This is a genomic window from Pedobacter alluvionis (assembly GCF_003664035.1).
GTDB classification, from domain to species: domain Bacteria; phylum Bacteroidota; class Bacteroidia; order Sphingobacteriales; family Sphingobacteriaceae; genus Pedobacter; species Pedobacter alluvionis.
Map to the genome: position 1 here is coordinate 315,725 of NZ_RCCK01000014.1, position 16,496 is coordinate 332,220.

Consider the following 16,496-nt stretch of genomic DNA (forward strand, 5'->3'; position numbering starts at 1 on the left):
TAATTATAGGTTGACTGTATTCAGTACATCAGAATTTTTCATCAGATGCTGTAGGAGAAAATAATATTGTTCTTTTATCTCTTGCCTTTGGGCTTTATCAAAAACGGCTGGATGACACATAAATTCGAACTTTAAACAGTTTTGATATTCCCAAACGGTAAGGCCGAAATTACCTTTCAGGGGTAAGGTATCCTCAACATTTTCAGCTGTTTCATCTACGCCAAAGTACTGAGCTTCTTTAAGATAATCGTAGTTATGGTAATTAAAAAACACCATTTGATCCAAAAAGTCGGCAGAAAGCTGTACATCAGGCAATTCGCTAACAAGCTTGGTAAAGGGATAAGCACTATGGTTTAAATCATTCAGGAAATTTTCCTGTATGCTCTGGAAATATGCCAGGCCCGGTTGTCCGGGATGGATGATATTTCTTACAAATAAAGCATTTACAAAATAGCCTATTGATCTACTTACATCCAATTCACCGAAATATTCGGAGCTCCTTCCATTAAAAGCGGTACCAATGGTAACATCGTTTGTTTTTTTCAACTGGTGTAATAAAAATATGAGGGTTCCCATGCAGATTGAACTGCGTGTGAGCCCATTTTTCTCAGAGAAATTGTTTAGATTTTCAAATAAGCTACCACTCAAAACTGAGGTTAGTCTAAAACTATAGGCTTCTCTACCAATCTGATCCATTTTTTGATCAGTATTATTAAAATCTAATACAGGGCAGAATCCGGAAAGTTTATCCAGCCAGTATTTACGAAGCTGAGCTCCTGAGGTAGACATCAGTAATTCACTCTGCCAGCTAACAAAGTCTTTATACTGGATGAGCAATTCTTTTAATGCATGCTTTTCATGCTTTAACATCGATTGATAAAGATGCAAAAGCTCGGCATGCAATATTCCCCTCGAGTAACCATCGGTAATAATATGGTGTAAATTAAATATCAGATGAAATTTCCCTGTGCTGGTTTTAAAAACCAGAATACGCATTAATGGAAATTCAGAAAGTTTGAATTTCCATTGAAACTCTTGGTCAATAACGAAATTGATATCGGTATCTTCATCTAAAACCACCACTTCTCCTATAGCCACACTGGCATTGCTGACCGGGATGACCTTTTGTTTCACCTTTCCGTTATGATTGACAAAAACAGTACGTAGAATCTCATGCCTCGCTACCAGTTCCTGAACAGCAAGCCTTAATATACTTACATCTATCTCCTGAAATTCAAGATGAGATACGACAACCGGACTGATGAGCTCCCATTTACCCAAATAAAACAACTGGTTATAGGACAGATCAAAAAGTTCAGATGAAGGATCTCCAACAACGGTTAGTTCTTGAAATGATTCCTCAGAAATGAGGTTATTCTGCTCAGCATTTATTACTTTCAAACTGCTATTGGAAAGGTCATCAATGAGGGTTAACAAATTTTCCCGGAATCTTCCGATCAATTGGTTTAATGTTTCTTCTTTAAATTGCCCGGTACTGTATTTAACAGATAAACGCAACGTGCCCGCAATGATCATACCGGATACATCAAGTAAACTATCCCTCGACATATCGATGGCATTTTCTCTTCCATGAAAATCAGAAGAAAACTCAAATAACTGGTCTCCTTTTTCAGTAACAATACCTTCTCCAAAATCACCCAGGTAATTAAAGGTGATTTCAGGGTCAAACACAAATGGCTGTTGCGCCAGGTAGCGTAAAATTCCGTAGCCAATGCCTTTGTTTGGAACCCTGCGCAGGGTTTCCCTCACATGAAGTAACTGTTCTGTCTGTCCTTCATGATTCATATGGAAAATTACCGGAAACACTGTAGTGAACCAGCCTACAGTACGATTTACATCAATATCTTCATCAATATCTTCCCGGCCATGCCCTTCCATTTTAACAGCTATCTTATCCAATCCGAATGCCTCCTTTAAAGCCAAACTTAATGCCGTCAGCAAGATGTCATTAACCTCGGTTTGATAAGTTAAATAGCACTTTTTAATCAACCGTTCGGTAAGTTCTTCATTTAATGAAAATGAGACTGATGCGACATCACTAACCAGGTTACTTCCCTGGGGATAGTCGGGTATAAGTGAACCGGCTTGCTGTGATTCTACATCCATCCAATAATCTACTTCGTGTTGAAGCAATTCACTTTGTGCATAAATGAGTTGCTTTTCCTGCCAGTATTTAAAAGAATCTGTTTTTAAAGGCAGAAGAAGGGGGTTACCATTGAGGAATTGCGTATACAATAACGACATTTCTTCAAAAAGAATACGCCACGAAACACCATCTATAATCAAATGATGGGCAACCAGTAATAATCGGTCTCCATCGGGATGAGGAAATAATACCACTTTAAAAAGAGGTCCGTTTTCGAGATCCAAACCAGATTGTACACGGCTGCAATGTTGAGCAAAATCTGTATCGGATGCCACCTCAATAACCTCTAGGTAAAAACCCTGTTCAATACCTTTGTTCTCCTGTAGCCATTCTCCGTTACTATTTTTAAATACCATTCGCAGTGCATCATGATGGATAACGATCTTATTGAACACTGCCCTCAAACCATCTTTATCGATAGGACGGGTACTTTTCAGCAATACAGACTGATTATAATGGTGTTTTGATGAATAGGGCAACTGTAAAAACCAAGACTGAATGGGAGATAAAGGAATTTGGCCTTCTATAAGAGTTTGTTCTGCAACCCTACCTCCCATATCAATTCTTTTTACCAGATCTGTCACAACCGGAAAACTCAGCACATCCTGAATTTTCAATGAATATCCTTTTTGTTTTAACTTTGAAACGACCTGAATAGATTTGATAGAATCTCCACCTAATGCGAAAAAATCATCAGTTAATCTAACCTGTTTTTTTAAGAGTACTTCAGCATATATATCCACCAAAAGCTGCTCAAGATGATTTACCGGACGTTCATATTCTGCAATGTTATCTTTTGCGAAACGTTCTATTGCTGCCAGTTTTTTCTTATCCGTTTTACCATTGGAAGTGATCGGAAATTCATCCAGGTGTACAAAAGCCGAAGGGATCATATGCACTGGTAAATTAAGGCTCAAAAACCCGCGTAAATCGCCGGTAGTTAACTCTTTTTTACCACTATAAAATGCAGTTAGCATTTTGGTTTCTGCATCATAAATTACTGCAGCAACATCCACATCAGTATGTTGCTGCAGGTTATTTTCAATTTCTCCAAGTTCTACGCGGTATCCACTGATTTTTACCTGATCATCTGCTCGTCCGAGAAATTCAATATTGCCATCGGCTAACCATCTTCCCAGATCACCTGTCCTATACATCTTCGTTCCGGGTTGGAATGGATTGCTGACAAATTTTTCTTTGGTTAACCCGGGCTGGTTAAAATAACCCCTGGCCAATCCTTTACCCGTAATATAGACTTCAGCAATTACCCCAGCCGGAACCATGTTGCCCTGATGATTAAGAATATAAACACTGGTATTTCTTATTGGCTTTCCTATAGGAATGCTTTCCGTATTTAAATTCTTGCCATTCAATTGATAAATAGTGGTACACACACTTGATTCTGTAGGGCCGTATCCATTGTAAAACAGACCATACGTGGCAAATTCCTTTGATTTGTCTACAATGGCAGATTCTCCGGCTGTAATGAGCTTTTTAATGGAGCGCAGATTTTCGGGATGCAGGTGTCTGAATATAGCCGGAGGAAGGGTAGCTATGGTAATTTGGTTTTTCTTGATCATCCCCTCTAGTAGTTCCGGATCTTTCTTTTCCTCTTCAGTGGCCAGATACAGGCATCCACCTATCGTTAAAATCATAAAGATTTCCCAAACAGAAGCATCAAATGAAAGAGAAGCAAATTGAAGGCCCCTGTCGGCAGCGCTTAACTGAAAGATCTCCAGTTGTGCATAAATGGTATTAGAAATCGCACCGTGATCAATCATTACACCTTTAGGCCGGCCTGTAGAACCAGAGGTGTAAATCACATAAGCCAAATCCTGTGCACCCAGGGGTGCCTGGCTGCTATCGGCAGAAATTTCCAGTCCTTCCAACTGAAGATCTATTGCAAAAATAGCGTGTTCATAATTTTGCAGTTTAAAAAGATGATCGGTTTGGGTAATCAAAAGTTCGAGACCTGTATCTTTTAAAATGAAATCTCGGCGGCTTTCAGGATAATCCGGATCTATCGGAACATAAGCTCCTCCGGCCTTCCAAATACCCAATATCGCAATGATTGCATTAATCGAACGATCCAGCAATACTCCAACCAGAAAATCCGGTTTAACGGCATAGGTACTTTTCAGATAATAAGCCAGCTGGTCGGATTTTTCATCCAACTGCCGGTAAGAAATTTTAGATCCTTCAGCACTTAAAGCAATAGCATCAGGAGTGCGGAGTGCCTGTTTTTTTATCAGCTCCGGTATTAACATATCCTGCTTTGCAGTGGTATAAACCGGATTATAATCATATAATAATTTTTTCCGTTCCTCTGTACTAACATATTCCAACCGGTGCAAGGGCAAGGATGGATGATCTATCACCTGTTTTATTATCGTTAAAAACTGCTCGGCAAGCTGCTCCATCTCCAAACTGTCGTAAACTGAACCATTATAAGAAAAACGGAAAATCATCGTTTCAGCCGGCAATACGGTTAAAGTAAAATCGTAATTAGACTGTTCAAAGGTTACGAACGACATCAGGGAGAGCTGTTTTTTTGCGCTCTTATCGTTAATTCCCTCTTCAATCATTTTTTGAACTGGAAAATTTTCGAAGACAAGAATATGATCAAACAAATCGCGGCCCAGAACACTTTGCGCCTGTATTTCGGCCAATTGAACATAATGATGTTGGGTTCCGTTTATTGCATGTTGCTGAACGGCTTTGGTTAATTCGTTAAAATTGATGTCTTCTGTAATCGTTACCCGTACAGGAACGGCATTACTAAAGAGGCCAATCATCCCTTCCACACCTTTCAGTTCAGGTGGCCGGCCTGATACCACCGAACCAAAAACAACGTCTGAAGTAACATTGTGTAAGGCCAATAACAATCCCCATGCAGTACTAACAAATGTATTTTCTGTTATCCCATTAGCAATGCAATATTCTTTAACGGCTTTTCTCAGCGTCGTATCCAATACAACAGACTTTGTTCTGGTTTGATAAGGCTGATTCGCGCCCATTACTTTTTTAGGAAGGACACTGGTCGTATCATATGATGCCAGATATGTTTTCCAATAGTTGAGAGAAAGCTTACTGTTTAACTTACTTAGCCAGTTAATGTAACCCGAATAAGGATAAACCCTGCCAAGATCAACACTTTTGCCATTTATCTTTCCGTTGTAAATCTGGAAAAATTCTTTGATTAGAATACTACCACACCATCCATCCATTAAAATATGATGGAAACTCCAGATAAATTCATAAACCTCGGCCCCACGTTCAAGTACGGTGAAGCGCATGAGCGGCCCTTTATGAAGATTGAAGCCCCTTGCCCTGTCTGCTTCCCTATAAAATTTGACATCAACATCATCACCTGGTCTGACCTGAATGTGGCGAAAGTCTGGAGCCATATCTTTTCTAACGATTTGCAATACCTTATCATCTATCTCTTCTGTAAAGAAAGTTCTTAAAATAGCATAACGTTCTATGATTGCGGCATAGCTTTGCTCAAGTGCCTGAATATCGAGCTCACCTTTAATCGTGTAACTGGTTTGTATAAAATATTCAACGGAATCCGGATCACTTAGCCAACGGAAATATAAGCCTTGCTGTAACGGGCTTAACATATAAACATCTTCAATCATAATAATTTATTTAATTTATCTAACTGCTCGAAACTCAAACCTTTATATGTAAAATCTACCGGACTTAAATGCACTTCCTCTTCGCCCGACAACAATTCTATCAAACGCATCAGATTGTTCATATAAGCATCCGAAAGCTGTTTGATGGTGCTGTACTCATACTGCCTGGTATTATAGGCAATAGATAACCTTAATGTACCCAAAACAACTTTTCCGGATACATCAAGTTGTGTATCCCTGCCTAGCGTATCAGCCATTTGACTACCATGCGCTTCGGCTGAAAACTCAAATATCTGCTCGCCTCCGGCAGTGTCTGTTCCGGATCCAAAATCGCCCAGGTAATTAAAGCTTACAGGTGGATTGTCCGAATAATTCTTACCCGCCAGGTAACGAAGTATGCCGTACCCGATACCTTTGTTTGGTATCCTATGCAGGCAATCTTTTATCTTGAGCAATTGCCTGATCATATCATCACGATCGCTCATCTCGAATTTCACCGGATAGGCCGATGTAAACCACCCTACAGTTCGCGTAACATCAAGGTCAGCGCCGATATTTTCTCTTCCATGGCCTTCCAGCTTTACCGATATGCTTTCCAGCTCAAACTGATCAGATAAGGCTACGCTTAAAGCGGTGAGCAGGATGTCATTGATCTCTGTTCGGTATGCATGATGACATTTAGTAAGCAAAAGCACTGTCTGCGCTTCTGAAAGGGAAAATGTAATCGAAGAAACATCTTTGAACAGGTTTTCCCCATGTTCATGATCTACCGGTAAAAGCGCATCACTACCAGCGTTCATTACCTGCCAAAACTCATCCTCGGCAAGTAACTCTTCCGTTTTTGTGTAAGCGATTTGCCTTTCCTGCCAGTAGCTAAAGGAATCTGTTTTTAGGGGAAGTATTAGGGGCTCACCGTTCAGATATTGCTGATAAAGACTGGAAAGGTCTTCAAAAAGGATGCGCCAGGATACTCCATCTGTAACAAGGTGATGAATAACCAGCAGCAAACGGTCGCCGGTTGTGCCCCGAAATAAACCAACCCTGAATAAGGGTCCTTCAGATAAACTAATGGTGGATTGAATCTGGTTGCAATATTCCAAAAAAGTAGTTTCATCGGTATAGTTAGTCACCATCAGATCATATCCCTGATCAAGATCCCTGTTTTCCTGCTCCCAGCCTTCCGGTTTTTGACGATAGACCATTCTCAAAGCATCATGATGAATCACGATCTGATCAAGTACCTTTCTTAATCCCTCTTCATCAACACTGTTTTTACTGAAAAGCAACACCGACTGATTAAAATGATGTCTGTCAGGAATTTCTTTAAGAAAAAAATCAGACTGGATCGGACTTAAGGGAATATTTCCTTTAACAACTTCCTGTTCGATCTCGCGGGTAACGCTACTGATGTGTGTTACCATATCCTCTAATACGGGGAATTGCATCACCTCGCTTATAGTAAGGGTATAGCCCTTCTGTTTTAGCCTTGAGACAATCTGAATGGATTTAATTGAATCGCCACCCATTGCAAAAAGATCATCTTTCATACTAATCTGCTCTCTCTTCAATACGTCTGAACAAATGGAAATAAGATCTTTTTCCAATTGTGTTTCAGGAGCAACGTATGCTGAAACTTTTTCTGAGCCACTATCAGGAGGTCCGGGAAGAGCCTGTTTGTCAATTTTACCATTAGTAGTTAAAGGAAATTCATCCAACTCAACCAAATGATGAGGTACCATATAGGATGGTAACTGTTTTTCAATACGCTGGCGAAGGCCGTTTTTAAGTTCTTTATAAGCTAACCATTTGTTATTAACGTTAGGAGTTGAGGCTTCTTTTTCTTTCGTAATACCTGTTGCATGAACTTCTGAAATTGCATAAATATTGAAAAGTTTGGTATCGTGAAGGTCTTCATGCTGATGGATATGAATTTGGAAAAAATGTGAAGTCAATAACTGTTTAATGATTTCCAACCGTCCGTTAATATCATGTACTTCTAGAACAATCTGTTTGATTTTGCTCCAATCTGCCTCATCAATTCCTTCCAGAACATCCATTTCCCCCCCTTCTACATCAACCTTTAGCAGGTCAATTACGTCAATATCATGCGCAGCAATGATAGTGGAAAGGGTTTTAAGATTGCATTCAAATTTCTCTTCCCTTAGGTGACTGTCGAGAAAGCTGTCGATCTGAACGTCGCTAACGAGTGCTGAGTTTCGCGCTTCGGTGTTGATCACATATTGGCCCACTGTATTCTTAATATTCAACTGATCTGAATACCTGCTGGATAAGGCTGTTGAATTAGGAAAATAGGTAAAAGAAGCGGTTTCTACGAGATTTGATAATCCTTCATTGAAAATCTGAATATCTCCCCCATAAACCGCAACATTTAACTTTAACAGTTCAAATATCGGTGGCAGGGGTTCAAATGCATAAATTCTCAGATTTGAGGCGCTCATGCTGCTGTAGAGGGAAAACATTCCTATGTTAGCGCCAACATCAAATATACAATCCCCGTCTGCGATCCTGATACCATACTGGCTGTAAGTCTTATCTTGAAAGATTTCCTTGTACAGAAATTCCGCTTCTTTTTTATGATTGGCGTAAACACCGAACTCATTATTTAACTCATAAAATTGAACCCGGCCATTTAAAAAATCGTTTGTTTTATGCTTCAATATGCTTTGTCCAACAGAAAGAAGGTCGTCTGCCGGGATGTAATAAGCCATCAGGTTTTTGTTCCCTTCTTCATCTGCTTGGAGCACAACTGTTGCTGCCTTAATTCCGGGTTGTTGCATCATCACCTGCTCTATCTCTTCCATTTCTATCCGGTAACCATTCAGTTTGATTTGCTGATCTTTTCTTCCAACGAATTCAATATTACCATCCGAAAGCCATCGCCCAAGATCTCCGGTTCTGTACAACCTTTCGCCTGGTTTAAAAGGATTTTCAATAAACTTTTCATCCGTTAGGGATTTTTTATTGAGATAACCTCTTGCCAAACCATCTCCACCGATAAAAATCTCGCCCATAAGGCCAATCGGAACTAATGCCAGCAATTCATCCAGAATATAAATCTGAGTATTATCGATAGGTTTGCCCATCGGTACATTGGGCTGGGTAATGATACTGTTCTTTTCGAGGCTTAAAACCGTTGCGCAAATACTAGATTCGGTTGGGCCATAGGCGTTAAAGTAAGTTCCGACAGTAAGAAATTCCTCTACCTTATTTTTATGGGCCGGCTCTCCTGCCGTAATCAGTTTTCTTAAGGGCTTCATATTGTCAATATTCAGCAATTGAAGATAAGCAGGTGGAATTGTGGCAATATCAATAGAATGATCACTGATGAACTGTTCCATCATCCAAGGATTCTTTTTCTTAGACTCCTCAATAATATATACGGTTCCACCAGCTAGCAGAATGATAAATATTTCTGACATAGAAGCATCAAACGAAGCAGAAGCAAATTGCAGGCCCCGCTCATTTGGTTTGATATCGAAAATTTTCTGCTGGGAAGCAATGGTATTGACGATGCCCTTATGACTGATCATCACCCCTTTTGGCATACCTGTTGAACCGGAAGTATAGATTACATAAGCAAGTTGTTCGGCCCGGACATCCACTTTTGGAAATACATCAACAGCTGAAAGAACATCCAACTGAATATCTATCGCAAATACCTGTCCGCCAAAACTTTCGATATCAAAGATGTATTCGCTTTGCGTAATTAATAGCTGTAGGCCGGTGTCTTCAATGATATATTCTTTTCTCGCTTTTGGATACGTAGCGTCAATAGGGACATAAACAGCTCCGGTTTTTAAGATTGCTAAAATGGATATGATCAGATGATGAGACCTGTCTAGCATTACTCCGACAAAAGTTTCCGGACTGATTTCGTAATTCTGCAGGAGATAAACGGCTAGTTTATTGGCCTCTTCATTCAGGGTCCTGTAGTCTAATTGCTGATCTTCAAATACAACTGCAATCTCATCCGGACATTCAACAGCTATTTTTTCGAACCAACTTGTTAGGGTATCATCAGTATGATTAAAGGTAAAGTTGGTGTCATTAAATTCTGTTAACAAACGATGCCTTTCAGATTCGTCTATAAAATTTAACGCGCCAACCGGTTGATCGAAATGTTGAATCAATGCATGCGTTAATTCTGCAAGATGATCTGCCATGCGATTTACAGTCTCCTGAGTAAAAAGATCGCTATTATACTCAAGTGTAACCTGCAACTCATTTTCATAGGTAACAAAAACAAAAAGCAGGTCAAATTTGCTAACTAAATTCTCATATCCGTTATACCTTTCTACACTCAGATCGCCAAGTTGTTGGGTGGTTGCCTCAAAATCACCACCCTGTACGGTAATGGCCACATCAAATAATGCGTTTCTACTTTGGTCGCGGTTTATTTTCAACTCTTCAACCAATTGATCAAATGGATAATCCTGATGATCAAATGCGCCTAAAACCGTTGTTTTTACTTTCTCTAAGAGTTCCAGAAAAGATTCATGATGATTTAATTTGGTTCGTAATGCCAGCGTATTGATATAAAAACCAATCTGATCCTCCAGGTCTGTATGCCCCCTTCCGGCAATTGGGCTTCCTACAATAATATCTTCGTTGTGGGTATATCGGTTCAGAAAAACATTCAGGACAGTTAACAGCCCCATAAAGAGTGTACAATCCTGCTGTTGACAAAAATCCTTTATCAATTTACCGGTCCCCGATTGAAATCTTTTTGTTACTCTTGCCCCGTTAAAAGTTTGAACAGCAGGTCTGAGCTTATCAGTTTGTAAAGCAAGAACAGGAAGCTCGCCGCTAAATATATCCAGCCAGTAATCTCTGAGTTTTTCTGCTGTGTTGCTACTTAACTGCGCCTGTTGCCATACTGCGAAATCTTTATAGTTTATTCGCAAAGGAGCCAATCCGTGATGCTTTCCTAAAAGACCTGCATTATAGATCAGCAACAACTCTTTGACTAAGATTCCCATTGACCAAGCGTCGCTAACGATGTGATGCATAACATAGCTAAAAATCCAAACGTTATCTTCGGTATGGAAAATCGAAAAACGAATCAATGGCCCCGAAGCAAGATCAAACGGCCGTTTAAAATTCAATTCCAACAAACGCTTTACTTCCTCATTTTTTTCAGCCACCGCCCGGAGATCTTTTATTTCCAGATCAAATGGCAGTTTATCCGGAGAACAGATATGCTGTTTCACGATATACGTTAGATCCTCTCTGAAAACTGTTCTGAGGATCTCGTGGCGTTCTATCAGTGTTCTTAAGGCCGTTTCAAAATTTTCAACAACCAGATTCCCGTTAAAAATATACACTCCGGGTATATTGTATGCAATATCCCCACTATTGAGCTGGTTTAAGATCCATAATCTGCGTTGAGAGGAGGACAGGACATAACTATCCTCTAGTGCTGCTACAGGTATCCTATTGAAATCTTCTATTTTCTGCTGTTCTTTCAGATAACCGATCAGCAACTCTTTTTTTAATTTCAATTCAGACAAAAGATCGGGAGGAATATTGTTGATGGCGGTATGGATTTTTAATTGATTTCCATCCAAAAGCTCAATCTTTATATTATAAGATAATAACCGGTCAATAAGTTCTTCAATCATAGTTTAGAGTATAAAATTTTGTTCAGTTGTTAAATCCGCATCCTGCACTTCTTTCCCTTGCCTAGCCCAAATCTTTCTTGAAATATCTTTACCGATTTCTTCAATAGTGGCATATTTAAAAAGATCTGCCAATTTGATTCTTACATTAAATTCTTTATGAATACAGGTCACAAGTTTCATTGCTTTTAAACTGTTTCCTCCAAGCAGGAAGAAATTATCCAGTACGCTGATATCTTGCCTGCGAAGGATTTCCGACCATATTTCCAATATTTTTTCTTCGATTTCGTTTCTAGGGGCGATAATCGGAACTTTCTCTTTCACTCCTGATTCCAGTGTAGCTAATTTACCTTTATCAACTTTCCCATTAACGGTTAAAGGCATGGCCTCCAGCCTAATAAAATGATCCGGAATCATGTAAGCGGGCAGTGTTGACGACAGTGATTTTCGGATTGAAATCATATCCAAATCGTCTTTACAGACCATATAAGCAGCAAGTTCTTTATCCCCTTCTGGATTAGGCTTTACAAGGACAACCACATTTTCAATCCCATCAATTTCAGCGATGTTCATTTCAATTTCTTCAATTTCTATCCTGTATCCACGAACCTTAACCTGATGATCCATACGTCCTAAAAATGCCAGTTCGCCGGAGGCCGACCACCTTCCCAGATCCCCTGTTCTATACATTTTTTTATCTGCCACAAATGGATCATTGATAAATTTTTCTGTAGTCAGAGAAGTATTAAAAAGATAACCAGAAGATACTCCATCACCTCCAATGCAAATCTCACCGATTACGCCTATGGGGCAAAGTGCTGATTTGGAGTTAAGCACATAGATATTGGCGTGGCTGGCCGGTTTACCAATCATGACAGGTTGGTTTGGGTGGAGCTCTTTTGCAACACAACCTACGGTTCCTTCCGTTGGTCCATATTCATTATAGACCCTTATTTCTGGATGAATCTTTTTTAAAGCCTCTACCTGTTTTGTCGTCACCTCTTCACCGCCAACGATGGCGTACTTAATCACATTACTCCGTAAATTAAGCTGGCTTAAAACATTAATATGCGATGGCGTCAATTTGATACTGTTGATTCCACTTTCCTCACTAAAACTGTGTTTCAGGATGTCGTATAGTTCTTCTTCAGGGTGATAAATATGAATTTTCCCTCCCTGAGTTAATGGACAAAAAATACTGGTTACCGTGAGGTCAAAAGACAGGGATGTAAAAAGTCCAAAACTCGCTGGTATACCATCTTTAAAATAATAGCTGTTGGCCCAGCTAATGTATGCTGCAAGATTGGCATTGGTTATTACACATCCCTTCGGAAAACCAGTTGAGCCCGAAGTGTAGATTACATAGGCCATATCTGAGGAAACCGAAGCGTTGATATTTTCAGCACTGTAGGCATCTGCTTTACCTGAAAACAAATCGATGGCTTTCTTATCTATTGCAGCCTTGCACTTGCTGTCAGAAATCATAAAATCTATCTTTTGCTGTGGATAAAGCGGATCAAAAGGCAAATAGGCAGCCCCTGATTTTAGTATGCCTAACAAGGCAACAATTAGCCATTGGCTACGCTCAAGTTTTACAGCAACCAGATCTCCCCTGCCCAGCTGCTTATCCTCCTGAAGGTGCCTGCAATAACGATTGGCGAGTTGATTAAGTTCGCCATAAGTTAGCTGCTGATCATTAAACGCGAGCGCTATTGTGCCGGGTTGTTTTCTTGCCTGATCTTCAAAAAGATCTACCACAGTTTTCGTTAAAACGGAACTGGTATTATTCCCATTAAAATCAACCAGCAGCAGTTGCTTTTCTACTTTGCTCAAGAAATCCACTTCCTGTATGGCGCTTTCCGGATTGGTAATTACCGCCATCATTAATTGCTCAAAATGGCCGGCCAGCTGATCAGCCTGCGCCACGCTGTACAGATCGCTATTATATTCGATATTCAGGTGTATCTCATCATTTGTTTCAATAAATCCGAAACCCAGGTCAAATTTACTCACTACCGATCCGCTCTCTTCATAAGACTTTACGATAATTTCACTTGAAGTTTCTGGCACCTGAGGCTGGTCCAATTTTGTATTCTGCAACATCACCATAACATCAAACAGAACGTTTCTGGCAGGATCCCTTTTCAAATCGAGCTCAGCAACCAGTTCATCAAACGGATAAGACTGGTGTTCATGCGCTTCGAGCATGCTTTGCCGTACAGCGCATAAGAGTGCTTCAAAACTCATCCCTTCTTCAAAACGCATCCGGAGGGCAAGTGTATTGATATAAAACCCGATCTGCTGCTCAAGGTCTACATGGTCTCTGCCCGCTACCGGTGTACCGATGATAATATCATCCTGATTAGAATAGCGATGAAGTAAAGCATAAACTATACTTAACAATCCCACAAACAAAGTTGCTCCATGTTCTTGGCTCAGGTTTTTTATTCCAGTGGTTAAACTGCTATTAATCCGGCGGCTCAATACGCCTCCGTTATATGTTTTCACCAAAGGCCTTAACTTATCGGAGCCCATATCTAACACTGGCAGTTCACCCTCCAGTTTGGCCAGCCAATAATCCCTGTGCAAACTCATTTGCGGTTGTTGCAATTGCAATTGCTGCCAGGCTGCATAATCTTTATAGTGTATGGGCAATGGTTTAAGGGGCAGCACCCCGGCTTCTGTGAGTGACCGATAAAAATAAAGCAGTTCATTCAGTAAAATTCCCATTGACCAGGCATCACTGATGATGTGGTGCATCACATACACCAACACCCATTTCCCAGGAGCGCACGCACATAAATGGATGCGGATTAAGGCATCTGCAGAGAGATCAAAGGTGCGAAACGAGAGTTCATTGACATATCCTGAAAGCTCGGCAACGGAAAGAGCTTGATTATGCTGTGGTTCGTATACCATTTTAAGCCTGTGATCTTCGGGATCAAGAATCACCTGCCTGGGTTCTCCATTGTCATCCTGCGTAAAAATGGTTCTTAAACTTTCGTGCCTTTCAACTAGCTTATGAAATGCTTCTTCAAGCGCTTTGATGTTCAAAGGTCCTTCTATCACATACGCCCTGGCAATGTTATAGGCGGCATTTATTTCTTCAAATTGTCCGAGTATCCATAGTCTTCTCTGAGAAGAAGATAAGCTATAATCACTGTCGGGGCTCAATGCTGCAATTCTGTTAAAACTAACAGTACTGGTATTCTGCTTCAGATAAGCGATAATCTGTTCTTTAAATTGTCTGATTTCAAGCAACATTTCTGCTGTCAGGTCCCCATCAATTTCAATATTTTCACCTTTTAAAGACAATCTTATATTGGACTTCCTTAAATCTCTTATTATTGTTTTGATATCTTTCATCCCTGCGGGTTATCATATTGTATTCAATTGTTAAGCTGCTCTTTAGCACATGCTCACATATATTTTTCGGTCTCCTTTAAATGGCATTCGTCCATGTGCCATCAGCATGTTATCCAACATCAACACATCGCCTTTTTCCCATTTAAACATAAATGCCTGTTCAAAATGCTGTTCTGTAATTTCGCTTAAGTATTGTTCCGGAATTTCCTCATCATTGCCGAAATAGGCATATTGGGGATATTTGTGTTTGTTTTTGGAATACATCATTTTTAGTGCACGGTAAATATCTTCCGGCAGGTTTGAGGGATGGAACTGGTTTGCCTGATTAAACCATACCTTTTCTTTAGTTAGTGGATGTACTTCAACGCCTGCGCCTAACTGACTCAGACAAAGAAAATCGCCATCCCATTTAAACTGAATATCATTGGCCTTACAATAGTCCTCAACCACAGATTTATCATGTGTTTCGAAGGTGTCCATCCAACTTTTACCCGCACCAACAGCTCCATTCAAACAACGGGTGTATTTAACACCATATTCCTCAAATGCCTTTACCATATCCTGATCAAGCGTTTTCAGGATGCTCCGACAGTCCAGTACCGGTGTTTCTCCCCCTTCTTCTGCAGGCGTTTTACAAAAGAAAAAAATCAGTCCGGGCCATTTATTGGAATAAGACATTTCGTTGTGCAACGAAATCCGGTATTCTTTTGGATATTCTGTTGAGGTATAAACATTATCAGACAGCTTGGTCCGCGGAGAATTTCCGTCTACGTAATCGAAATTTGATGCACCGGCACAAATTTCTTTCACTTTTAAAAACTCCTCTTTATCATTGATATCAAACCCTCGAAATAGGATACCGCCATGTTTTAACAGCATTTGATATAAGTTGCCTTTTTCTTTTTCAAGATATTGTAAAAGGTGCTGCAGCGTTAATAAGGCACCTTCTTTTGGCCTCACTACAATAATAGTCTGATCTGCTTTTTTTAATGACTCAATAAGGATGTCTGTCTGCATCGTGCTTTGGTGATTAAATTATAATTTTGTTATTTATGACACGGGTATCTTCCGATCCGTTCAACCACAAGATATTTTCAACCTCTATGGCCAGAGATTCTATATCAGGTTCCGTAAATAGGTGGGTTAAGTTGATCTCTACATTAAATTTCTCATGAATTCTGAGTACAATTCTGATTGCTTTGAGGCTATGTCCGCCCAAATCAAAGAAATTGTCTTTTACGCTGATGTTTCCCGCTTCCAGTCCGAGTACCTCAGCCCAGATCAAAACCAAGGCTTCTTCTACCTCATTTCTTGGTGCTGTGTATCCCTTGTCCAACTGGGAAGTTTCTGGGTCTGGCAGCGATTTGCGGTCTGTCTTGCCATTGCTGGTCAGCGGCAGCTGTTCCAATGGCACATACATTCCAGGAACCATATATTCCGGTAGTTTACGGCTCAGGTAAGTCCGGATTCCGGCAACATCCGAAGCAGAAGATCCTGAAACGTAAGCCACCAAACGCTTTTCGCCATGAGCATCTGATCTTGCCAATACCGCTGCCCCTGAAATCCCATCATAATCAAGAAGAACCCGCTCAATCTCTCCAAGTTCAATCCTAAAACCACGGATCTTAACCTGATCATCTTTGCGGCCCAGAAAACCAACTGTCCCGTCATTCAAAAGACGCC

General features: G+C 40.2%; 5 protein-coding genes. All 5 read right to left on the reverse strand.

From position 1 onward, the window contains the following. Positions 1-3 precede the first annotated feature (3 nt). Positions 4-5,808 carry a non-ribosomal peptide synthetase gene (locus BCL90_RS20865; RefSeq protein ID WP_121286845.1) on the reverse strand — a complete coding sequence of 1,935 codons (5,805 nt, stop codon included), beginning with the start codon at positions 5,806-5,808 and terminating at the stop codon, positions 4-6. After that, the gene (locus BCL90_RS20870) at positions 5,805-11,450 is read right to left on the reverse strand and encodes a non-ribosomal peptide synthetase (RefSeq protein ID WP_121286847.1); all 5,646 of its coding nucleotides are present in this window, start codon (positions 11,448-11,450) and stop codon (positions 5,805-5,807) included. Before BCL90_RS20870 ends, BCL90_RS20865 begins: the two co-directional genes overlap by 4 nt. A gap of 3 nt (positions 11,451-11,453) precedes the next feature. Next, the gene (locus BCL90_RS20875; RefSeq protein WP_121286849.1) at positions 11,454-14,813 is read right to left on the reverse strand and encodes a non-ribosomal peptide synthetase; all 3,360 of its coding nucleotides are present in this window, start codon (positions 14,811-14,813) and stop codon (positions 11,454-11,456) included. Between the two features lie 42 nt (positions 14,814-14,855). Beyond that, positions 14,856-15,830, reverse strand: a complete 975-nt coding sequence (locus tag BCL90_RS20880) for a TauD/TfdA family dioxygenase (protein WP_121286851.1) — start codon at positions 15,828-15,830, stop codon at positions 14,856-14,858. Positions 15,831-15,843: 13 nt separating this feature from the next. Beyond that, the coding region (locus tag BCL90_RS20885) for a phosphopantetheine-binding protein (RefSeq protein WP_244214198.1) at positions 15,844-16,496 on the reverse strand (653 nt) is incomplete at its 5' end.